General features: G+C 71.7%; 20 protein-coding genes. 13 read left to right on the plus strand and 7 right to left on the minus strand.

Translation table 11 applies throughout. The features are described 5' to 3' along the window. Positions 1-93: 93 nt before the first annotated feature. The 4 genes from IE124_RS14315 to IE124_RS14330 are packed head-to-tail and all read left to right on the plus strand — an operon-like array spanning position 94 to position 4,308. Entirely contained in the window at positions 94-792 is a 699-nt protein-coding gene (locus tag IE124_RS14315) for a peptidase (protein ID WP_189508168.1), read from the plus strand. Further along, a complete protein-coding gene (locus tag IE124_RS14320) occupies positions 792-1,649 on the plus strand; it encodes a hypothetical protein (protein WP_189508088.1) in 858 nt (285 codons plus the stop codon). The genes IE124_RS14315 and IE124_RS14320 overlap by 1 nt, the downstream gene beginning before the upstream one ends. Further along, positions 1,646-2,746 carry a neocarzinostatin apoprotein domain-containing protein gene (locus IE124_RS14325; RefSeq protein ID WP_189508089.1) on the plus strand — a complete coding sequence of 367 codons (1,101 nt, stop codon included), beginning with the start codon at positions 1,646-1,648 and terminating at the stop codon, positions 2,744-2,746. The genes IE124_RS14320 and IE124_RS14325 overlap by 4 nt, the downstream gene beginning before the upstream one ends. Positions 2,747-2,760: 14 nt before the next feature. Further along, entirely contained in the window at positions 2,761-4,308 is a 1,548-nt protein-coding gene (locus tag IE124_RS14330) for a hypothetical protein (protein WP_189508090.1), read from the plus strand. Between the two features lie 72 nt (positions 4,309-4,380). Here IE124_RS14330 and IE124_RS14335 read toward each other — a convergent pair whose 3' ends face one another. Next, the gene (locus IE124_RS14335; RefSeq protein WP_189508091.1) at positions 4,381-5,898 is read right to left on the minus strand and encodes a peptide MFS transporter; all 1,518 of its coding nucleotides are present in this window, start codon (positions 5,896-5,898) and stop codon (positions 4,381-4,383) included. A 426-nt stretch (positions 5,899-6,324) separates the two neighbouring features. On the opposite strand from IE124_RS14335, the gene IE124_RS14340 reads away from it, so the two are divergent. Beyond that, the gene (locus IE124_RS14340) at positions 6,325-7,002 is read left to right on the plus strand and encodes a response regulator transcription factor (protein ID WP_189508092.1); all 678 of its coding nucleotides are present in this window, start codon (positions 6,325-6,327) and stop codon (positions 7,000-7,002) included. Positions 7,003-7,009: 7 nt separating this feature from the next. After that, on the plus strand, positions 7,010-8,281 hold the full coding sequence (locus tag IE124_RS14345) for a sensor histidine kinase (protein ID WP_189508093.1): 1,272 nt from the start codon (positions 7,010-7,012) through the stop codon (positions 8,279-8,281). A 15-nt stretch (positions 8,282-8,296) separates the two neighbouring features. Here IE124_RS14345 and IE124_RS14350 read toward each other — a convergent pair whose 3' ends face one another. Beyond that, entirely contained in the window at positions 8,297-8,812 is a 516-nt protein-coding gene (locus IE124_RS14350) for a GtrA family protein (protein WP_189508094.1), read from the minus strand. 188 nt (positions 8,813-9,000) lie between these two features. Here IE124_RS14350 and IE124_RS14355 point away from each other — a divergent pair, with 188 nt between their 5' ends. From IE124_RS14355 to IE124_RS14370, 4 genes are all read left to right on the plus strand, one after another. Continuing rightward, on the plus strand, positions 9,001-10,140 hold the full coding sequence (locus tag IE124_RS14355; RefSeq protein ID WP_189508095.1) for a 5-(carboxyamino)imidazole ribonucleotide synthase: 1,140 nt from the start codon (positions 9,001-9,003) through the stop codon (positions 10,138-10,140). A 5-nt stretch (positions 10,141-10,145) separates the two neighbouring features. Beyond that, entirely contained in the window at positions 10,146-10,673 is a 528-nt protein-coding gene (gene purE / locus IE124_RS14360) for a 5-(carboxyamino)imidazole ribonucleotide mutase (protein ID WP_150269639.1), read from the plus strand. Further along, positions 10,670-11,887 (plus strand): dipeptidase, encoded by a 1,218-nt coding sequence (locus tag IE124_RS14365; RefSeq protein WP_189508096.1) that lies wholly within the window; start codon positions 10,670-10,672, stop codon positions 11,885-11,887. Before purE ends, IE124_RS14365 begins: the two co-directional genes overlap by 4 nt. A 123-nt stretch (positions 11,888-12,010) precedes the next feature. After that, positions 12,011-12,931, plus strand: coding sequence for a membrane dipeptidase (locus IE124_RS14370; RefSeq protein WP_189508097.1), 921 nt, complete (start codon positions 12,011-12,013; stop codon positions 12,929-12,931). A gap of 71 nt (positions 12,932-13,002) precedes the next feature. On the opposite strand, the gene IE124_RS14375 is transcribed toward IE124_RS14370, so the two are convergent. Both IE124_RS14375 and IE124_RS14380 read right to left on the minus strand, forming a co-directional pair. Further along, positions 13,003-14,328 carry a UDP-glucose dehydrogenase family protein gene (locus IE124_RS14375; RefSeq protein ID WP_189508098.1) on the minus strand — a complete coding sequence of 442 codons (1,326 nt, stop codon included), beginning with the start codon at positions 14,326-14,328 and terminating at the stop codon, positions 13,003-13,005. An 86-nt stretch (positions 14,329-14,414) separates the two neighbouring features. After that, positions 14,415-14,657: a GntR family transcriptional regulator gene (locus IE124_RS14380; protein ID WP_189508099.1), complete on the minus strand. Its 243-nt coding sequence runs from the start codon at positions 14,655-14,657 to the stop codon at positions 14,415-14,417. Positions 14,658-14,852: 195 nt separating this feature from the next. Between IE124_RS14380 and IE124_RS14385 the strand changes: the two genes are divergently transcribed. Beyond that, positions 14,853-15,128, plus strand: coding sequence for a hypothetical protein (locus tag IE124_RS14385; RefSeq protein ID WP_189508169.1), 276 nt, complete (start codon positions 14,853-14,855; stop codon positions 15,126-15,128). Positions 15,129-15,314: 186 nt separating this feature from the next. On the opposite strand, the gene IE124_RS14390 is transcribed toward IE124_RS14385, so the two are convergent. Together IE124_RS14390 and IE124_RS14395 are read right to left on the minus strand one after the other, a co-directional pair. Next, the gene (locus tag IE124_RS14390; protein ID WP_189508100.1) at positions 15,315-15,623 is read right to left on the minus strand and encodes an antibiotic biosynthesis monooxygenase family protein; all 309 of its coding nucleotides are present in this window, start codon (positions 15,621-15,623) and stop codon (positions 15,315-15,317) included. A gap of 71 nt (positions 15,624-15,694) precedes the next feature. Next, on the minus strand, positions 15,695-16,987 hold the full coding sequence (locus tag IE124_RS14395) for an LCP family protein (protein WP_189508101.1): 1,293 nt from the start codon (positions 16,985-16,987) through the stop codon (positions 15,695-15,697). A 119-nt stretch (positions 16,988-17,106) separates the two neighbouring features. Between IE124_RS14395 and IE124_RS14400 the strand changes: the two genes are divergently transcribed. After that, positions 17,107-17,640, plus strand: a complete 534-nt coding sequence (locus IE124_RS14400) for an acyl-CoA thioesterase (RefSeq protein WP_055643142.1) — start codon at positions 17,107-17,109, stop codon at positions 17,638-17,640. A gap of 202 nt (positions 17,641-17,842) precedes the next feature. On the opposite strand, the gene IE124_RS14405 is transcribed toward IE124_RS14400, so the two are convergent. Continuing rightward, positions 17,843-19,348 (minus strand): LCP family protein, encoded by a 1,506-nt coding sequence (locus IE124_RS14405; RefSeq protein ID WP_440862308.1) that lies wholly within the window; start codon positions 19,346-19,348, stop codon positions 17,843-17,845. Positions 19,349-19,428: 80 nt separating this feature from the next. Here IE124_RS14405 and IE124_RS14410 point away from each other — a divergent pair, with 80 nt between their 5' ends. Beyond that, positions 19,429-20,535, plus strand: coding sequence for a glycosyltransferase family 2 protein (locus tag IE124_RS14410; RefSeq protein ID WP_502266932.1), 1,107 nt, complete (start codon positions 19,429-19,431; stop codon positions 20,533-20,535). Positions 20,536-20,539 lie beyond the last annotated feature (4 nt).

A 20,539-nucleotide genomic window follows, 5' to 3' on the forward strand; every position in this document is an offset into this window, starting at 1 on the left:
CTGCCTTCCCTCCGCAAGGCCCCGGGCGTACCTTGACGGCCAATCTGAAAGACCGTCAGTTACGTCGCGGTGAGGGGTGCTCGGGTGTCCAAGGTGCCGAACCGAAGGAGAACGGCCGCCGGTCTCACGGCGGCGGTCGCGGTGGCGGGCGCCGCCGTGCTGACCGCCGCACCGGCCGCCCGGGCGACCGTCGTCGACGTGAACTACGCGTGCGAGACCAAGATCGGGCCGAAGGGCGCCGTCTCGCCCGTCGACATCAAGGCCGTCAAGAGCGGCAGCGGCTACACGATCACGATGTCCTTCGAGAAGGGCGTCTCCGACAGCCCGATCGAACTCCCCAAGGGAGTCATGACCCCGCGCGCCGAGCTCGTCCTCGGCGGCGCCGCCGAGGGCACGGTCAAGGTCAAGGGCACGCCGAACACCGTGGCCATCCCGCCGGACACCCCGATCGCCATCGGCACCCTGACGGGGACGTTCACGCCGAAGACGAACGGCAAGGTCACCTTCACCGCCGGCACGCTCACCGTCCACGCCCTCGGCATGGACGCGGCCGTCTGCACCCCGAAGAACAACCCCAAGCCCTCCCTGGAGCTGGAGGTGACGGGGCTCTCCGGTGGGGACGACACGCCCCCGCCCGCCGCCGACGACGGCGGCGACGACAACGGCTCCGGGTCCGAACTGCCCAAGACCGGCCCGCTCGATTCCGCCCTCGCCCTCGGGACCCTCGGCGGAACCGTCCTGCTGACCGGCGCCGCCGGAGTCCTCTGGCTCACGCGGCGCACGGCACGCTGATGCGGGCGGCGGCGCGCTCCGGGCTCGTGGCCGCCGCGACCGCCCTCGTCGGCGTGGTCGCGGCGGCTCCCCCCGGAGACGGGACCTGGACGGCGGCCCCCGCCGCCGGACGGCCGTACGCCTATCTGGAGGGCCCCGCGGGGAGCGTCCTCCAGGACAGCCTGTCCGTGACCAATCCGGGCGGGCGGCCGCTCACCGTACGGCTCGCGGGGGAGGGCGCGCCCGTGGCCTTCGCCGCGCGGACCGTCACCGTGCCGGCCAGGACCCGGGCCGACGTGCCGTTCGCCGTGACCGTCACCGCGGACACCCCGCCCGGCGACCACCGCGGCACCGTGCGCGCCACGGCCGCCGGACGCGAGCTGAGCGTGGACCTGCTCCTGCGGGTGAGCGGCCCGCGCCTCGCCGCGCTCACCGTCGAGGACGTCCGCGTCGACGAGGCCACCGGCGCCCTCCGCTACACCCTGGTCAACCGCGGGACGACCGTCCTCGCCCCGACGCTCGCCGTCCGCGCCGAGGGGCTCCTCGGCACGGTCCTCGACCGGCCGGAGCGCGCCCTGCCGCTCACCCTGCGCCCCGGCGAGCGGGCCGCCCGCACCGAACCCTGGCCGGACCCGCCCGCCCTCGACTCGGTCACCGTCCGGCTCACCGCCCGCGCCCCCGGCGCGCCCGACGCCACCGCCCGCGCCGAGGCCGCCTTCGTCGAGCTCCCTGCCCTCGGGGGTGCGGCCGCACCGCTCCTCGCCGCGGCGGGCGCCGGTGCGTGGGCGGTACGGCGACGGGGCAGGGCGGCCGGAAGCCGTACGGGCGCGGGTCCCCGTACCCGTACCCCGCAAGCGTCGACGGGAGCGACAACATGAGGCCGACGAGGCGGTCGCGTACGGCCGCGGCCCTGGTCACAGCCCTGCTCACGGCCCTCGCCCTCGCGCTGCCGGCCGCGGTCAGCGCGACGGCCGCGCCCGGGCCCGTCGTCGAGCTCTCGGCGGCCGAGGGCGGCAAGGGCGGCACGATCACCGTCAGCGGCAGCGGCTGGAAACCCGGCGCGCTGCTCATGCTCCTGATCTGCGGCCAGTCCGCGCCCGGCACGGGCGTCATCGGCGGCACCAACTCCTGTGCCAACAGCGAGGGCCGGGCCGCCACCGTCGACGCCCGGGGCGGCTTCAGCGCGAAGCTCCCGGTCGCGGAACCGCCCAAGCCCTGCCCCTGCGTCGTGCACGTGGCCGGAGTCACCGGCCAACAGGACGCGGTCGACAAGGAGTTCACGGTCGCCGGTCATCCCACGGCCCCGCTCCCCGAGCCCTCGGGCAACGGCCGGCTCGCCGTCCTCGCGGCCGTCCGCCTCGACGGCTCCAGCGGCCTCCTCGTCTGGTTCGGGGCGCCGCCGCGCCGCGAGGTCGTCTTCACCGTCGGCAACCTCGGATCGGCCGCCGTCAAGGACCCGGTCTTCGAAGTCGGCACGAGCCACGGTGTCTTCGCGCCGCAGTACGAGGAACGCCAGTGGCGCGGCACGATCGAACCCGGCAAGAAGGCCCTGGTCCGGCTCCCGGCCGAACTCACGGCGGGCGCGCACGGCGACTACCAGGTCTCCGTGCGGTACGCGGGCAAGGTCCTCGTCGAGCAGCCGTGGGGGGTCGGCCGTCCTTGGGGCGTGACGCTCTTCTGGGTGCTGCTCGCCGTCGTCGTGCCGGCCGCGCTGTTCCGGATCGGGATGGCCGTGGTGGACCGCGTCCGCCCCGCCGCCGGACGCCCCGCCGCGGGGCGCCCGTCCGCCGGCCGCCCGGGCCTCCGCTTCCCCCGTACGGCCGCACCGCGCCGCCGTACCACCCGCACGTCCGTCCCCGCCCCCGCCACCGGGGACGCGAGGGACGACGAACCGGCCACGGTCCTGCCGTGGTTCAGCCCTGACTCCGCACCGTCAGCGCCAGAGAGCAGTCCGACGACGAAGGGACATGCGTGAGTACGCAACGGAGGATGAGCGCGGCCGGGGTCGCGCTGATGCTCGGCGGCGCGGGGATCCTGATTTCCGCCGGCCCCGCACAGGCCGCCGAGGTCTCGTACAAGACGGAGTGCGTCCCCCCGCCCATCTCCGGGCTCCCGCCGGTGCAGGGCACCACGAAGGTGCTCATCACCGCACCGGCGGAGGCCAAGGTCGGCGACGAGGTCGAGATCGTCTGGAAGACGGTCCAGGCCGCCTCGAAGAACCCCGACGTGCTCGACCTCGGAGCGGACACCGTGAAGCCGAGCGGTGTCCTCACGGTGGGCGGCGCGGGGAGCGGCACCGTCGCCGTGGAGGGTCCGCGGAAGAACCCGCCGATCCCCAAGAACAGCCCGATGGTGCTGCCCGAGATGAAGGGGAAGCTGAAGCTGGACAAGGCGGGCGACGTCACGCTGACGCCCGACAAGTACACGATCAACGTGTCCAAGCCGCTGTCGACGGACACGAAGTGCGCACCGAAGGAAGCGGTTCCGGTCGCGGCGACGATCAAGGTGACGGCGGCCGGCGGCACCAGCTCAGGCGGTACGACCACGAGCGGTGGGACGACGACCACTTCGGGCGGTACGACCACGAGCGGCGGTACGAGCACGAGCGGCGGTACGAGCACCTCGGGCGGTACGGCCACGACCTCGGGCGGTACGACCACCACGAGCGGTGGTACGACCACGACCTCCGGTGGGCACACGGGCACCGGCGGCGGTACGGGCGGCTCGACCACGACGTCGGGCGGCAGCTCCACCTCCTCCGGCGGCGCCACCACGGGAGGGAGCTCCACCGCTGGAGGAAGCTCCACATCCGGCAGTAGCAGCAGCGGCGGCTCCTCCGGAGGCAGCGGCGGGCAGACCGACTTCCCCGGCAAGGAGGTCGCCGTCGCCTTCACCTGCACGTCCCCCGGACCGCCGAACATCAACTCCAAGGTGACGATCAGCGCGAAGAAGAACGGCGCCGTCTACGAGCTCACCGTCAAGACGGCCAAGGGCGTCATGGACAGCCCGGCTCCGCTCCCCAAGGGGGCGCTCGTCCCCACCATGGCGGTCAAGATCGGCGGAGCCGACAGCGGCACGGTGACGGTCACCGGCGCCCCCAACCCCACCGCGGTCGCGGCGGGCGCACCGGTGAGCCTGGAGGACATGAAGGGCACGTACAAGCCCGGCGCGACCGGGAAGTCCACGCTCAGCCCGGGCGCGCTGACCATCAAGGTGACGCTCGGCGAGGCGAAGATGGACATTCCGTGCCAGGTCAAGGGCGCGGTGAACGCCTCCCTGGAGCTGGACACGAGCAAGCAGGCAGGCGGGGCGAGCGGCGGCTCGGACGGCGGTTCGAGCGCCTCGGGTTCGGGTTCGGGCTCCGGCTCGGGTTCGGGTTCCGGCTCGGCCTCCGGCGGCTCCTCCGGTGAGAACCTCGCCGAGACCGGCTCCGAGGGCGACGGCGCCCTGCGCGCCCTCGCCCTGGTCGCGGGCACGGTGATCCTCCTCGGCGGGGCGGTGTTCACCTTCACACCGTGGGCGCGACTGCGGCGCTGAGGGAGCCGAGAACGGCGAAGGCCGCCGCACCGAACCGGTGCGGCGGCCTTCGCGCGTACAGAAGGGCGCAGGTCAGTGGACGCTGCCCATGAGCCCCTGGACCTTCTTGCGGTACATGTAGATCGCGAAGCCCGCCGCGACGGCGAGCGTCGCCTGCATGGCGATGATCCCTGTGCCGTTGAGGTCGACTCCCGCGATGGAGAGCAGACCCGTGGTGCAGTCACCGGCGGTGACGGCGAGGAACCAGACACCCATCATCTGGGAGGCGTACTTCTGCGGCGCCATCTTCGTGGTGACGGAGAGGCCGACGGGGGAGAGGCACAGCTCACCGATGGTCTGGATCATGTAGATCGAGACGAGCCACATCGGGGAGACCTTGTCGCCGCCGCCCGCCATGTTCATCGGGACGATGAAGACGAAGAACGACGCACCGACGAGGACCAGACCCATCGCGAACTTCACGATGGTGTTCGGCTCCTGGTTCTTCCGCGCCAGCCACAGCCACAGCCAGGCGAAGATCGGGGCCAGCGCCATGACGAACAGCGGGTTCAGCGACTGGTACCAGGTGGCGGGGAAGCCGAGGCCGAAGATCGTGTCCGAGGTCTTGGCGTCGGCGAACAGCGACAGCGTCGAGCCGCCCTGGTCGTAGATCATCCAGAAGATGGCCGCGGCGACGAAGAACCAGATGTAGCCGGTGACGCGGGACTTCTCGCCGGAGGTCAGGTCCTTGTCGCGCTTGATGCGCGCGAGGACGGCGACCGGGATGATCAGACCGGCGAGGGTGATCGGGACCATCGCCCAGTTCAGGGTGTACATGCCGAAGGCGACCACGGCGCCGTAGAACACGGCCACCAGGACGGCGACGACGGCGACCTTGGTGATGACGGCCTTGCGCTCGGCGGCGGTCAGCGGGTTCGGGACCTCGCTGCTCTTCGGGTTCAGCGTCTTGCCGAAGGCCAGGAAGACGGCGAGGCCGAGGCCCATGCCGACGGCGGCGAGGGCGAAGCCCAGGTGCCAGTTGACCTTCTCGCCGACGGTGCCGATGACCAGGGGAGCGAAGAACGCACCCAGGTTGATGCCGATGTAGAAGAGCGTGAAGCCACCGTCACGGCGGGGGTCGTCCGCGCCCTTGTAGAGGTGGCCGACCATCGTCGAGATGTTGGCCTTGAGCAGACCGGAGCCGACCGCGACGAGCGCGAGGCCGACGAAGAACATCGCCTGGCCGGGGATGGCCAGCGAGACGTGACCGAGCATGATCACGGAGGCCGCGATCGCGACGGTCTTGCGGGCGCCCCAGACGCGGTCGCCGAACCAGCCGCCGGGCATGGCCATGAGGTAGACCATCGAGACGTAGACGGAGTAGATCGCCGTCGCCGTCGCCGCGGTCATCGCGAGGCCGCCGCCCTGGCTGCCCGTAGCGGCGTCCACGCCGCCGGAGACCAGGTACAGGACGAGAAGGGCCCTCATGCCGTAGTAGGAGAAGCGCTCCCACATCTCGGTCATGAAGAGGGTGGCCAGGCCGCGGGGGTGGCCGAGGAAGGTCTTCTCGTAGCCGAGTTCGGCCGAGTCCTTCGTCAGGCTGGACGCCATGTCGATCCTTGCTCTGTCGGGACGCACGCCTTGTGAGCGTGATGCGCCCGGTGGGGGAGGCCGGCACCGGCGGAGCCGTTGGACTCCACCGGGATCCACGCCCCGGGAGTCGCGTCATCGCGTCCCGGAACCCGGCCCACAGGTCGTTCACTGTCCTCGAGACCGGCGGGGCCGACCTCACGCAGAAAGAGGACCTTGGCGCATGAAGCTGGCCAAAGGTCCCCGTTTACCGCTACAGACGTCTCGCCACCATACGACACGACAGTGCCGGATATGGAAGGACTTGAGAGATGGATCACAGGTGGAGGTGCAACCGAACAAGGCTATTCGAAGGTCATGAGCAAGATGCCCACAGGATCCCCAGGGGTCACCGGGGCCGGGCCGATCCCGCCACGGCCCGGTGGCGGTGCGGACTACCATCACCCCATGACCCGTGTACTGCTCGCCGAGGACGACGCATCCATCTCGGAACCGCTGGCCCGCGCCCTGCGGAGAGAGGGGTACGAGGTCGAGGTCCGCGAGGACGGTCCGACCGCCCTCGACGCCGGACTCCAGGGCGGAGTGGACCTGGTCGTCCTCGACCTGGGACTGCCCGGCATGGACGGCCTGGAGGTCGCCCGCCGACTGCGCGCCGAGGGTCACGCGGTGCCGATCCTGGTCCTCACGGCGCGGGCCGACGAGGTCGACACCGTCGTCGGGCTCGACGCGGGCGCCGACGACTACGTCACCAAGCCCTTCCGCCTCGCCGAACTCCTCGCCCGGGTCCGGGCCCTGCTCCGGCGCGGCTCCAGCGAGCCCGTCACCGCCCCCTCGACCCACGGCGTCCGGATCGACGTCGAGTCGCACCGCGCCTGGATGGGCGACGAGGAGCTCCAGCTCACGGCCAAGGAGTTCGACCTGCTCAGGGTCCTCGTCCGGGACGCCGGCCGGGTCGTCACCCGCGACCAGCTGATGCGGGAGGTCTGGGACACCACCTGGTGGTCCTCCACCAAGACCCTCGACATGCACATCTCCTGGCTCCGCAAGAAGCTCGGCGACGACGCCGCCAACCCGCGCTACATCGCCACCGTGCGCGGTGTCGGCTTCCGCTTCGAAAAGAGCTAGGGGCGCCGTGCGCCGCCGTCTGATCAACTCCACGCTCGCCGTGGTGCTCGTCGTCATCGCCGTCTTCGGTGTCTCGCTCGTCATCGTCGAGACCCGCACGATCTCCAGCAGCGCCCAGGAGAGCGTGGACTCGGAGGCGCTGCGGATCGTCTCCATCGTCGACAGCCGGCTCATCGGCGGCGAGCCGGTGAATCCGGACATCCTGGCCGAGCAGAGCGGCGCCAAGCGGTACGCACAGATCCGCATCCCCGGCCGCGAGACCATCGAGATCGGCACCCGCCCCGGCGGGGACGTCATCCGCGGCCTCGCCGAGGGTGAGCGCGGCGAGACCGTGGTCGTCGAGGAGTCCCGCTCCGCGGTCACCGCCGAGGTCGGCCGCACCCTGCTGATCATCGGCGCGGTGGCGCTGCTCGCCGTCATCGCCGCCGTCCTCCTCGCCGTCCGGCAGGCCGACAAGCTGGCGTCGCCGCTGACCGACCTCGCCGAGACCGCCGAGCGCCTCGGCTCGGGCGACCCCCGGCCCCGGCACCGGCGGTACGGGGTGCCCGAGCTGGACCGGGTGGCGGACGTCCTCGACGCCTCCGCCGAGCGCATCGCCCGGATGCTCACCGCCGAGCGCCGGCTCGCCGCCGACGCCTCGCACCAGCTCCGTACGCCCCTCACGGCCCTCTCCATGCGCCTGGAGGAGGTCGCCCTCGCCGACGATCTGGACACGGTCAAGGAGGAGGCGACGATCGCGCTCACGCAGGTCGAGCGGCTCACCGACGTCGTCGAACGGCTCCTGACGAACTCCCGCGACCCCCGTACGGGCTCCGCCGTCGCCTTCGACCTCGACGAGGTCGTCAAGCAGCAGCTGGAGGAGTGGCGGTCGGCCTACCGCAGCGCCGGGCGGGCCATCGTGCACTCGGGCAAGCAGGGGATGCGGGCCGTCGGCACCCCGGGCGCGGTCGCCCAGGTCCTCGCGGCGCTGATCGAGAACTCGCTCATGCACGGCGGCGGCACCGTCGCCGTACGGACGCGGGTCACGGGCAACCAGTCGGTGATCGAGGTCACGGACGAGGGCCCCGGCGTCCCGTCCGACCTCGGCGCGCGGATCTTCGAGCGGGCCGTCAGCGGCCGCAGCTCCACGGGGATCGGCCTGGCCGTCGCCCGGGACCTGGCGGAGGCGGACGGCGGGCGCCTGGAGCTCCTCCAGCAGCACCCGCCGGTCTTCGCGCTTTTCCTGAGCCGGGAGGTCAGGAGCGTCTCGGACGACGCGCGGGAGCGCCCCGTCCGCTGAGGCGGGGCCGGAGGCTCAGACGCGGTCGGGCTGACGGTGGGCCGCCTGGCGCGGAGGCTGCTCAAGGAACGATTCGGCGGTCTGCACGGCTTCCTTCGCGGGCAGCGCGCGGAACACCCACGTGCGGTACGACCAGAAGCGGAACAGGGTCGCGATGCCGATGCCGAAGAACTTGAAGAAGTTGCTCGCGAGCGGCCCGTCCCAGCCGAAGCCGTACGTCGCCGCGTACAGCAGACCGTTCTGGATCACCAGACCGATCAGGCTGAAGAGGAGGAAGAGCGACATCTCCTTGGTGCGGCTGCTCTTGTCCCGGTCGCGGTACGTGAAGTAACGGAACCCCACGTAGTTGAACGCGATCGCGACCAGCGTGGCGATGATGCTCGCGCGCACGACGGGGAGATCCGTGAAGTGCCGTACGAGGTTGAACACCCCGAGGTCGACCAGGACACCGACAGCCCCCACTGCCCCGAACTTGGCGACCTCACGGAAGAGCCCGTTGAGTCGCATGCGCAGCGCGCCGGGTTCACTCATGGTGATGGGCCTGTCCCGTCCGTCCGGGTGACGTCCGGGCGACGTCAACCCAACCATGCTAACCAGCCCCCCTGTCACCCGCCCGAGTACCTCGCAAACCACGGGGAAAGCCGGGTTCCACCTGCGCAGTGCTTGTCGCAAAGCACAGGCGGACGAGTGTTCCCTGATGGTGCGGATACCCTAAGAGGGTGACGTTCCCCGTAGTAGGCATGGTCGGCGGCGGTCAGCTCGCGCGTATGACCCACGAGGCGGGTATCCCCCTCGGTATCAAGTTCAAGCTCCTCAGCGACACCCCGCAGGACTCCGCGGCCCAGGTGGTGAGCGAGGTCGTCATCGGCGACTATCGCGACCTGGACACGCTGCGTGACTTCGCGCGCGGATGTGACGTGATCACCTTCGATCACGAGCACGTCCCCACGGAGCACCTGCGAGCCCTGGAGGCGGACGGCATCCCCGTCCGGCCGGGGCCCGACGCGCTGGTGCATGCCCAGGACAAGGGGGTGATGCGCGCCAAGCTCGACGAGATCGGCGCGCCGAGCCCGCGCCACCGCATCGTCGCGGACCCGGCGGACGCCGTGGCCTTCGCGGCCGAGGTCGGCGGCTTCCCGATCATCCTCAAGACCGTGCGCGGCGGCTACGACGGCAAGGGCGTCTGGTTCGTGCGTACCGAGAAGGATGCCCGCGACCCGTTCCTCGCGGGCGTCCCGGTCCTCGCCGAGGAGAAGGTCGACTTCGCGCGCGAGCTGGCGGCGAACATCGTCCGCTCCCCGCACGGCCAGGCCGTGGCCTACCCGGTCGTCGAGTCCCGTCAGGTCGACGGCGTCTGCGACACGGTCATCGCGCCCGCGCCCGACCTCGACGACGAACTCGCCGGGCAGGCGCAGGAGCTGGCGCTCCGCATCGCCAAGGAGCTGGGGGTCGTCGGCCACCTCGCCGTCGAGCTCTTCGAGACCACGGACGGCCGCATCCTCGTCAACGAACTGGCGATGCGCCCGCACAACTCCGGCCACTGGACCCAGGACGGCGCGGTCACGTCGCAGTTCGCGAACCACGTCCGGGCGGTCCTCGACCTCCCCCTCGGCGATCCGCGGCCGCGCGCGACGTGGACCGTGATGTGCAATGTCCTGGGCGGCGACTACCCGGACATGTACTCCGCGTACCTGCACTGCATGGCCAGGGACCCGCAGCTCAAGATCCACATGTATGGCAAGGACGTGAAGCCCGGCCGCAAGGTGGGGCACGTCAACACCTACGGCGACGACCTGGACGACGTGCTGGAGCGCGCGCGTCACGCCGCCGGCTACCTGCGAGGAACGATCACCGAGTGAGCAGCATGAGCACCGCCCCCGTCGTCGGCATCGCCATGGGATCCGACTCCGACTGGTCCGTCATGGAGGCCGCCGCCCAGGCCCTGGACGAGTTCGAGATCGCGTACGAGGTCAACGTCCTCTCCGCGCACAGGATGCCCCGCGAGATGATCGCGTACGGCGAGGAGGCCGCGGGCCGCGGGCTGAAGGCGATCATCGCGGGCGCGGGCGGCGCCGCCCACCTGCCCGGCATGCTCGCCTCCGTCACCCCGCTCCCGGTCATCGGCGTTCCGGTGCCGCTGAAGTACCTCGACGGCATGGACTCGCTGCTCTCCATCGTGCAGATGCCGGCCGGCGTCCCCGTCGCCACGGTCTCCGTGGCCGGCGCGCGCAACGCGGGCCTGCTCGCGGCCCGGATGCTCGCCGCGCACGACCCCGAGCTCCTCGCCCGGATGAACGAGTTCCTGCAGGAGCTCAACGACCAGGCCACGGAGAAGGGCAAGCGCCTGCGGGCCAAGGTCGAGGGCGCGGAGTCGTTCGGCTTCGCCAAGTGAGCGCGGCGGCGGACCGTCTGGCGGAGGCCCGCGAGCTGCTCGCGGGCCACCCCGTCGTCGACGGCCACAACGACCTCCCGTGGGCGCTGCGCGAGCACGTGCGGTACGACCTGGACCGGATGGACATCGGCGCCGACCAGACCGGCGCCCTCCACACCGACCTCCTCCGGATGCGGGCCGGTGGCGTCGGCGCCCAGTTCTGGTCGGTCTACGTCCCTTGCCGGCTGGCCGGTGACGACGCGGTCAGCGCGACCCTGGAGCAGATCGACGTCGTCGACCAGCTCCTGGAGCGGTACGCCGGCGACCTCGCCCCGGCCCTGACGGCGGACGACATGGAGGCGGCCCGCAAGCAGGGCCGTATCGCCTCGCTCAAGGGCGCCGAGGGCGGCCACTCGATCAACAACTCCCTCGCCACCCTGCGCGCGCTGCACGCGCTGGGCGTCCGCTACATGACGCTCACGCACAACGACAACAACGACTGGGCTGACTCGGCGACCGACGAGCCGGGTGTCGGCGGGCTCTCCGCCTTCGGCCGGCAGGTCGTCGGCGAGATGAACCGCTCCGGCATGCTCGTGGACCTCTCGCACGTCGCCGCGACGACCATGCGGGACGCGCTCGACACCTCGACCGCGCCGGTGATCTTCTCGCACTCCTCGGCCCGGGCGGTCTGCGACCACCCGAGGAACATCCCGGACGACGTCCTGGAGCGGCTGCCCGCCAACGGCGGCGTCGCGATGGCCACGTTCGTGCCGAAGTTCATCCTCCCCGCGGCCGTCGAGTGGACCGCGCGGGCGGACGACAACCTCCGGGCGCACGGCTTCGACCACCTCGACACCACCGCCGCGGCGATGAAGCTGCACCGCGCCTTCGAGGCGGAGAACCCGCGCCCGATCGCCACCGTGGCCACGGTCGCCGACCACCTCGATCACATGCGCGAGGCCGCCGGCATCGACCACATCGGCATCGGCGGCGACTACGACGGGACGGCCTTCACCCCGGCCGGCCTCGACGACGTCGCCGGCTACCCGAACCTGATCGCGGAGCTCCTCCACCGCGGCTGGTCACACCCGGACCTCGCCAAGCTGACCTGGTCCAACGCGGTCCGCGCCCTCCGCGACGCGGAAGCGGTCTCCCGCGACCTGCGCTCCCGCACGTCCCCGTCGAACGCGACGATCGACGTCCTGGACGCCCCCGCGGCACAGGACGCTCCGTAACCGGCTCGTCACCCGGACGGTCTACCCCGTCGCGCCCCGGTCCCCGGCCGGTGGCACGGTGGACGGTACTGCCCCGCCGCTCTCGGCGGGGCGGTACTGCATCACCGAGTTCGGAGTAGCACCATGGCAGATCTCGACGACCATTCCCCCTTCTCTGCCGCCCCCGCCGCCGTCGGCGCGCTGGATCCCGCCGAGTCCCCACCCCCGCTCGACGAGACGGCCCGGGCCCGCGCCATCCTGGCCGCCCAGCCCGTGGTCGAGGGCCACACGGAACTGCCCCCGTCCCTCGACCCCGAGGACCTTCCGCCCGCTCGCGCGGGGGAGGCCGGAGCGCAGTTCTGGTCCCTGTACGTGGACGCCGACGAGGGCGTCATCGGTACGCTGCGGCGGATCGACGCGATCCGCGCGCTCGTCGCCGCGTGTCCCGAGGACCTGCGCCTCGTGCACAGCACGTCCGAGATGGCCCACGCCGGGAACTGCGGCCGGGTCGCGGCCCTGCTCGGGCCGGTCGGCTGGCCCGCGCTCGGCGGCTCGGCCGCCACCCTGCGGGCCTACCACGCCCTGGGCGTACGGGCCGTGAACCTCACCCGCTTCGACCGCTTCGCCCGCGAAGCCGTACGGGAGATGAACCGACTCGGCCTGGCCGTGGACCTCTCCGGCGCCGACCAGGACACCGTCCGCCGCACCCTCGCGGTCACCCGGGCCCCGGCCCTGCTGACCAGGGCGGCACCGGAGGGCCTCCCGGACGACGTGCTGGGGCTCCTCGGCGAGAACGGCGCCGTCTGCATGGTCACGGTCACGGACGACCCGGCCGCCGACGCCGACGTCCTCGACCGCGTGCGTACGGAGGCGGGCCCCCGCTCGACGGGCGTCTCGCACACCACCGACCCGGCCCACGGCTACGTACCGCTCTTCGCGGAGCTCCTCCGCAGGGGCTGGCCCGCCCAGGACCTGGTCGGGCTGGCCCACGCCAACGTCACCAGCGCGCTGCGCGAGACGGAGTTCCTGGCGCGGACGAACCGCATCCGCCCGGCCGCGGCCTGACGGGACGGAGAGGCACCTACGGAGGAGGGGCGCACCGCCACGGCGGTGCGCCCCTCCTCCTCCTCGTCGTCTCAGGCCCGCGGGCGGCCCATCGCCCGGTAGGTCCAGCCCGCCGCCCGCCACCGCTCGCCGTCGAGGGCGTTGCGGCCGTCGAGGATCACCCGCGAGGAGGTGACCGCGGCGAGCTCCGCCGGGTCGAGCTCGCGGAACTCCCGCCACTCGGTGAGGTGCAGCACCACGTCCGCCCCGCGCACCGCGTCGAGGGCCGTCTCGGCGTACCCCAGGGTCGGGAAGACGCGGCGCGCGTTCTCCATGCCCTTCGGGTCGTAGACGGTGACCTGGCCGCCCTGGAGGTGTATCTGGCCCGCCACGTTCAGCGCGGGGGAGTCGCGGACGTCGTCCGAGTCCGGCTTGAAGGTCGCGCCGAGCACGGCCACCCGCCGGCCCAGGAAGGTGGACCCGCCGAGGGCCTCGCGCGCCATCTCCACCATCTGGCCGCGCCGCCGCATGTTGATCGAGTCGATCTCGCGCAGGAAGGTCAGGGCCTGGTCGGCGCCCAGCTCGCCCGCCCGGGCCATGAAGGCGCGGATGTCCTTGGGCAGGCAGCCGCCGCCGAAGCCGATGCCGGCCCGCAGGAACTTGGCGCCGATCCGGTCGTCGTGGCCGATGGCCTCGGCCAGCTTGGCGACGTCGCCGCCGGTGGCCTCGCAGAGCTCGGCCATCGCGTTGATGAAGGAGATCTTCGTGGCGAGGAAGGAGTTCGCGGACGTCTTGACCAGCTCGGCCGTCGGGAAGTCGGTCACCACGAAGGGCGAGCCCTGGCCGACGGGGACCGCGTACACCTCGCGCAGCGTCTTCTCGGCGCGCTCGCCCTGTACGCCGACCACGATGCGGTCCGGGCGCAGGGTGTCCTGGACGGCGAAGCCCTCCCGCAGGAACTCCGGGTTCCACGCGAGCTCGACGCCCTCGGGCAGCAGCTCCGCGAGCCGCTCCGCCGAGCCGACCGGCACGGTCGACTTGCCGACGACGAGGGCCCCTTCGCGGACGACCGCGGCGAGGGAGGCGAAGGCGGCGTCGACGTAACTCATGTCACAGGCGTACTCGCCGTGCTTCTGCGGGGTGTTCACGCAGACGAAGTGCACGTCGCCGAAGGCGCCGACCTCCTCCCAGGAGGTGGTGAAGCGCAGCCGGCCGGTCGATCCCTCGATGCCGGCCACGTGCTTCGCGAGGAGCTCCTCGAGACCCGGCTCGTACATCGGGACGCGTCCGGAGGACAGCAGCTCGATCTTCTCGGGGACGACGTCCAGGCCGAGCACCTCGAAGCCCAGCTCCGCCATCGCCGCGGCATGGGTGGCGCCGAGGTAGCCGGTGCCGATCACGGTGATCTTGAGGGCCATGCGGTACTCCAGTGACGTCGGGCGGAATGCCTGCCCGAGCATAGTCGTGCCCTGGCCCGGGGCCGGGGCGCGCCCTGCCCTTCGGGTTACTCGGCGGCCTTGTCGACGACGTAGCCGCCCATGCCGGTGACCGTGTGCACGAGCCCCTCGTCCTTGAGGACCTGCACGGCCTTGCGGAGCGTGTCGCGTGCCACGCCGTACTCCGCCTCCAGCGCGACCATGCTCGGGATACGGCGGCCGGGCGCGATGGTGCCGTCCTCGATGCGCGCACGCAGGATCGTCGCGATCTGTCTGTACGGCGGGATGGGGCCTTCCCGGTCAATGCTCATGGCCCACGACCCTAGGAAGCTACCTGCGGGTTACCATAGCCACCCCCAGGGATAGTCAGGGGTAGTCAGGGGTAGTCAGGGGTAGACGGGGGTAGTACACCTCCCCTACGCTGCGATCAGAGAACGCAAGAGCCCCGGCGACGGGTGGAGCCGTCCCGGGGCATGGCCGATCCGACCTACCGAAAGCAGACCGACATGGCCCACCCTATCCGCGCCCTCGTGCGCTGGACGAGGCTCCTGTTCGCACCGCTAGTCGCCGCTACGCACCGCCCCTGCGCGGACGCACCCCCGCGCCGGGCACTCCCCACCCCGCGCTCGCCGTACGGGCTCGACGCCCCGCTCGACGGAACAGAGACCCCGCTGGTACGCCCGTACCTGCGGGCCCACGAGCAGCGGAGCCGCCGCCTCGCGCTGGTCCTCGCCGCCGACTTCGGGATCGATCTCGACACGCACCTCGTCGGTGCGGCGTGACGGCCGGGCGCCGACCCGTGCGGATGTGCGTCCGCTGCGAAGGGCTCACCACGGACCCCGTGATCGTCTCCGAGGTGCACGCGGGCTCGGGCCCCGGGTTCAACGTCTACGCCTGCACGGAGTGCGCGCCGCACATCCCGAAGCCGCCCGACGTCCTCGACCTGCTGGAGTAGCGGCACCTGGTGGTCAGACGGCCACCGCCAGTTCGTACCCGCCGCTCGACATGTCGTCGCACAGCGCCTTGCAGGCGCCGAAGAGCTCGGCGAACTCGGGCTTGCCCTGCCACTCCTTCATCGCGGCCGGGTCCCGCCAGGAGGAGAAGGAGACGAAGTGGCGCGGCTCGTTCAGATCATGGATGAGTCGCGCTGAGAGGAAACCGTCATTGGCCTCCTTGGTCCAGGTGAGGAAGGCCCTCCAGCGGTCGACGAACTCGTCGACCTCACCTTCGGAGACCTGCCAGTTTCCAGAAGCCCAGTACCTGCTGTCCTCGGTCACGGCACACCACACCACCTCGGGTAGGAGCCCCTCTCCCAGGCTAGGCCCCTACCCGCCGGTCGCCCCGCCGGTCAGCGGTTCGACTCGACCGTGACCTTCTCGTCGTTCCGGATCTGCTCGACGAGCTGCTTCACCTTCTGCATGTCCCACTTGTAGGAGTTCTGCGGGGCGCTGCCGGCGAGCGGCATGTTCATGGACTTACCGTTGCCGCCGCTGATGCCCTTCATCGCGAAGAACATCTTCCCGAGGTCGTACAGCGACATGTCCTTGTCCACGATCAGCGTGTCCAGACCGGCGCCGAGCGTCGGGTACAGCGCGAACGGGTTGAGGATCGTGCCCGGCGTCGCCGCCTGGTTCGCCAGGGCGGAGAGGAACTTCTGCTGGTTCTTCGTCCGCGCGAAGTCCGACTCGGCGAAGGCGTACCGGGTCCGGACGAAGGCCAGGGCCTGCTCGCCGTTGAGGGTCTGCTCGCCCGCCTGGAAGTCGGCACCGGACTTCTTGTCCTTGAAGCCCTTCTCGATGTTGAGCTCCACGCCGCCGAGTGCGTCCACGATGTTCGCGAAGCCGGCGAAGCCGATCTCCGCGTAGTGGTCGATGCGCAGACCGGTGTTGAACTCGACGGTCCGCACGAGCAGCTCGGGGCCGTCCATCGCGTACGCCGCGTTCAGCTTGGAGCCGCCGCGGGCCGGGTACTGCTTGCCCGACTCGGAGCCGACGAAGGACGGGATCGTCACCCACGAGTCACGCGGGAGCGAGACCATCGTGTTCCCGCTGGAGCAGGCCGCGAGGATCATCATCGAGTCGGTCCGCTTGCCCTCGGCGGAGCCGGTGTGCAGCTTCTTCTTGTCCTCGGCGGACATGCCCTCGCGGCTGTCCGAGCCGACGATCAGGTACGTCGTGCAGTCGCCCTCCGACGGCCGCTCGATGACCTTGGAGAGGTCGACCTCGTTGCGCATCTGGGAGCTGGCCCAGGCGTACGTGCCGATGCCCCAGGCGAGGACGCCGACGGCCAGGACGATCGAACCGATCTTGGCGCGCTTGCGCCAGTCCGGGGCGGGGCGCCCGGGGCCCTGCGGGGAGTACGGCGGGACGTTGCCCGGGCCGCCGCCCTGGGCGCCACCACCCTGCCGGCCCCCCTGCGGGCCGCCGTAGACCTGGCCCGAGCTGTAACCGGAGTCGTAGCCCGAGCCTTGGGCCTGGGTGAAGTTCGGGTTGTAGCCCTGGTCCTGGCCGTAGCCCTGGTCGTAACCGTGCTGCGGCTGCTGCGGAGCCTGCGGGCGCTGCACATGGCGCATCCTGCGAGCACCCTCGGGCTGGGAGTTCGCGTTGCGGCCGTGTCCGCCGTCTTCGGGCCAGTCATTCATGCGGACCAGTGTGCCGGGCGGGGGAATCCCCTGGACAGGCCGGGTGGAAAATCGGACCGGTGCTGTTGCCAAGCTGATGCAAACCGGACAGGGGTGCGACCCGGCATAAGGTGGAGGGCATGACAGAACAGGGCGATATCCCGGGCAAGCCCACCTCGGCCTCCCGCACCACCCTCAGCCACATCATGACGAGCCACGACACCAACCTCCTCGGTACGGTGCACGGCGGCGTGATCATGAAGCTGGTGGACGACGCGGCGGGCGCAGTCGCGGGCCGGCACTCGGGTGGCCCGGCGGTCACCGCCTCGATGGACGAGATGGCCTTCCTGGAGCCGGTCAGGGTCGGCGACCTCCTGCACGTGAAGGCCCAGGTCAACTGGACCGGCAGGTCGTCCATGGAAGTCGGCGTACGGGTCATGGCCGAGCGCTGGAACGAGTCCACGCCCGCCACCCAGGTCGGCTCGGCCTATCTGGTCTTCGCGGCCGTCGACGCGGACGGCAAGCCGCGGCGCGTCCCGCAGGTCGTCCCGGAGACGGAGCAGGACAAGCGCCGCAACCAGGAGGCCCAGATCCGCCGCACCCACCGCCTTGCCCGCCGCCAGGCCATCAAGGACCTCCGCGAGCGCCGTGCCGCCGAGGGCTACGAGGACTGACGCCCAGGGGGCCGCCGACGAGCGGCCCCCGCCCCGGAGGAGTACGCCCTCACGGCACCGCCTCGGAGACGTACCTCTCACGGCCCGCCCCCGGACGTGTACGCCCTCACGGCCCCTGCCCCGGAGACGTACCTCTCAGGGCCCCGCCCCCGGGGGCGTACCTCTCACGGCCCCGCCTCCGGATGCGTACCCCTCAAGGCCCCTAAGGGCAGACCACCTGGTCCCCGGTCACCGCCTCGAACGGGCCGCCGCCCCGGCCCGGTTCCTCCGCCCGGACCCCCGTGACCCCCCGGTAGTCCGCCCCCACCGTCACCCGCAGCGTCCCGCCCCGCCCCCGCACCGCCCGCAGCTCCGCCCCCGGCAGCGCCGTAGCGAGGGACTTCGCCGAGCGGTCCCAGCGCGGGTCGTACTCCACGAGCGTCCGCGCCCGCTCCTGACCGGACCCGGTCATCGGCGTCCGGGTCGTGTCGAAGCCGGTGGCGCGCAGTGCGTCGTCCACCTTCCGGCCCAGTCCGTCCGTCCGAGTTCCGTTGTAGACCTGCACCCGGATGGTGCGCGGAGCCACGTCCACGACGGCCGTCCGCGGGGCGGCGCCCTTCCCGGAGACGGAGGCGGAGGCGGAGGCCGCCGGCTTCTGCGAGGCCGGCGCCAGCGGCCGGTCCTCCCGCAACGCCTGGAACAGCTTCTGCGCCTTCGCCGCGTCCCACTTCACCGTCGACCCGATCCCCTTGACCGGGAAGCTCATGTCGCCGATCGGCACCGACACGAACTCCGAGGACGCCGGTGTGAAGCCCCGCATCGCCTTGGCGAGCGCCAGCATCTGATCCGTACCGAAGTCCTCGTCCGCCCGGACCGAGCTCAGCATCGTCGTGGCCATCTCCCGGAACCGCACCGGGTTCAGGAGCACCCCGCCGCTCGTCGCCCGCTCGATCAGCGCCGCCAGGAACTTCTGCTGGCGCTGCATGCGCCCGATGTCGGCGGCTCCGTCGATGTGCCGGGAGCGGACGTACTGGAGGGCCTGCCCGCCGTCGAGCTCATGGGTGCCGGCCGCGAGGTCGAGCCCGGTGTAGGAGTCCTTGACCGGCCGGCTCGTGCAGATCTGCACCCCGCCGATCGCGTCCACGGTCCGCATGAAGCTGGTGAAGTCGACCTCCAGATAGTGGTCGATCTTGACGCCGGTCATCGACTCGACGGTCCGCACGGTCAGCCCGGGCCCGCCCTCCGCGTAGGCGGCGTTCAGTTTCACGGGGTGGGAGTTGTGCCTCTTGCCGCTGGTCAGGTCGGTGTGCTCGGGCATCTCGGCGTACGAGTCCCGGGGCAGGCTCACCACGCTCGCCCGCTCCCGGTCCTCCGAGATGTGCACGAGCATCACGGTGTCCGTGCAGTGGCAGGGCGCGCCGCCGAGCCGGTACTTCTCCTTCTCCTCCGGGCTGATCCGGTCGCGGCCGTCGGTACCGACGACGAGGACGTTCATCCCGTGCCCGGCCTGCGGCCGGTTCTTCATGTCCTTGAAGGGGTCGACCCGGGTGATCCCGGTGTCCAGGCCGGTCACCACCGCGTGCCCGATCCCGCCCGCCGCGAGGACCACCACGGACAGCGCGGTCGCCATCCGCATCCCCCACCGGGGCCGCCTCGGTCGCCGCCGGCGGACCGGCGCGGGCGGCCGGGGGACGGGCCTGCGAGGGGGCGTGCGGGGCGGTGTGGGCACGGACGGACACCTCCGCGGGTGTGACAAGGGGAACCGTGAGCACGGTAGGCCCATACGATCAGCGCAAGGGTGCACCACCCATGCGGCGCGCACCCGTGTCCCCCGTTCGCGGTAACGTGGCCGCCAATACTGCTGTCTTCCGGGGGCGACCCCCGAACCCCCGAGGAACCATGCCCCCCGTCTCCGTGATCATGCCGGTCCTCAATGAGGAGCGGCACCTGCGCAACTCGGTCCGCCACATCCTGGAGCAGGAGTACGACGGCGAGATGGAGGTGGTGATCGCCCTCGGTCCGTCCACGGACCGCACGGACGAGATCGCCGCCGAGCTCGTACGCGAAGACCCCCGCGTCCACACCGTGCCGAACCCCACGGGCCGCACCCCCGCCGCTCTCAACGCGGCGATCAAGGCCTCCCGTCATCCGATCGTGGTGCGCGTCGACGGCCACGGCATGCTCTCGCCGAACTACATCGCGACCGCCGTCCGGCTCCTGGAGGAGACGGGCGCGCAGAACGTCGGCGGCATCATGCACGCCGAGGGCGAGAACGCCTGGGAGGACGCGGTCGCCGCCGCGATGACCTCGAAGATCGGCGTGGGCAACGCGGCCTTCCACACGGGAGGCGAGGCCGGCCCGGCGGAGACCGTGTACCTGGGAGTCTTCCGGCGCGAGGCGCTGGAGCGGGCGGGCGGCTACAACGTCGAGTTCATCCGCGCCCAGGACTGGGAGCTGAACTTCCGGATCCGTGAGGCCGGCGGCCTCATCTGGTTCTCGCCGGAGCTGCGCGTCCAGTACCGCCCGAGGCCCTCGGTGAAGGCCCTCGCGAAGCAGTACAAGGACTACGGCCGCTGGCGCCACGTGGTGGCCCGCTACCACCAGGGCTCCATCAACCTCCGCTACCTGGCCCCGCCGACCGCCGTCTGCGCCATCGCCGCGGGCCTCGTGGTGGGCGCCACGCTCACCCCGCTCGGCTTCGTGGTTCCGGCGGGCTACCTCGCCGCGATCACGGCGGGCTCGCTCCCGGCGGGCAAGGGCCTGTCGCTGAAGGCCCGTCTGCAGATCCCGGTGGCGCTCGCGACGATGCACATGTCGTGGGGGTTCGGCTTCCTGACGAGCCCGCGCTCGCTGGCCCGGAAGGTCATCGCGAGCCGCCGCCCGGCGGTGAAGGCGGGCGAGTCCGAGACGGTCTGACGAC

The organism is Streptomyces narbonensis, assembly GCF_014649015.1.
In the GTDB taxonomy this organism is placed as follows: Bacteria; Actinomycetota; Actinomycetes; order Streptomycetales; family Streptomycetaceae; genus Streptomyces; species Streptomyces narbonensis.

Excerpts from the sequence above, each read along its gene's own strand:
- IE124_RS14400 (WP_055643142.1), top strand. The coding sequence starts at position 17,107 with ATGACAGAACAGGGCGATATCCCGGGCAAGCCCACCTCGGCCTCCCGC.
- IE124_RS14325 (WP_189508089.1), top strand. The coding sequence starts at position 1,646 with ATGAGGCCGACGAGGCGGTCGCGTACGGCCGCGGCCCTGGTCACAGCC.
- IE124_RS14410 (WP_502266932.1), top strand. The coding sequence starts at position 19,429 with ATGCGGCGCGCACCCGTGTCCCCCGTTCGCGGTAACGTGGCCGCCAAT.
- IE124_RS14375 (WP_189508098.1), bottom strand. The coding sequence starts at position 14,328 with ATGGCCCTCAAGATCACCGTGATCGGCACCGGCTACCTCGGCGCCACC.
- purE (WP_150269639.1), top strand. The coding sequence starts at position 10,146 with ATGAGCACCGCCCCCGTCGTCGGCATCGCCATGGGATCCGACTCCGAC.
- IE124_RS14385 (WP_189508169.1), top strand. The coding sequence starts at position 14,853 with ATGGCCCACCCTATCCGCGCCCTCGTGCGCTGGACGAGGCTCCTGTTC.
- IE124_RS14320 (WP_189508088.1), top strand. The coding sequence starts at position 792 with ATGCGGGCGGCGGCGCGCTCCGGGCTCGTGGCCGCCGCGACCGCCCTC.
- IE124_RS14370 (WP_189508097.1), top strand. The coding sequence starts at position 12,011 with ATGGCAGATCTCGACGACCATTCCCCCTTCTCTGCCGCCCCCGCCGCC.
- IE124_RS14350 (WP_189508094.1), bottom strand. The coding sequence starts at position 8,812 with ATGAGTGAACCCGGCGCGCTGCGCATGCGACTCAACGGGCTCTTCCGT.
- IE124_RS14395 (WP_189508101.1), bottom strand. The coding sequence starts at position 16,987 with ATGAATGACTGGCCCGAAGACGGCGGACACGGCCGCAACGCGAACTCC.
- IE124_RS14335 (WP_189508091.1), bottom strand. The coding sequence starts at position 5,898 with ATGGCGTCCAGCCTGACGAAGGACTCGGCCGAACTCGGCTACGAGAAG.
- IE124_RS14340 (WP_189508092.1), top strand. The coding sequence starts at position 6,325 with ATGACCCGTGTACTGCTCGCCGAGGACGACGCATCCATCTCGGAACCG.
- IE124_RS14330 (WP_189508090.1), top strand. The coding sequence starts at position 2,761 with ATGAGCGCGGCCGGGGTCGCGCTGATGCTCGGCGGCGCGGGGATCCTG.
- IE124_RS14380 (WP_189508099.1), bottom strand. The coding sequence starts at position 14,657 with ATGAGCATTGACCGGGAAGGCCCCATCCCGCCGTACAGACAGATCGCG.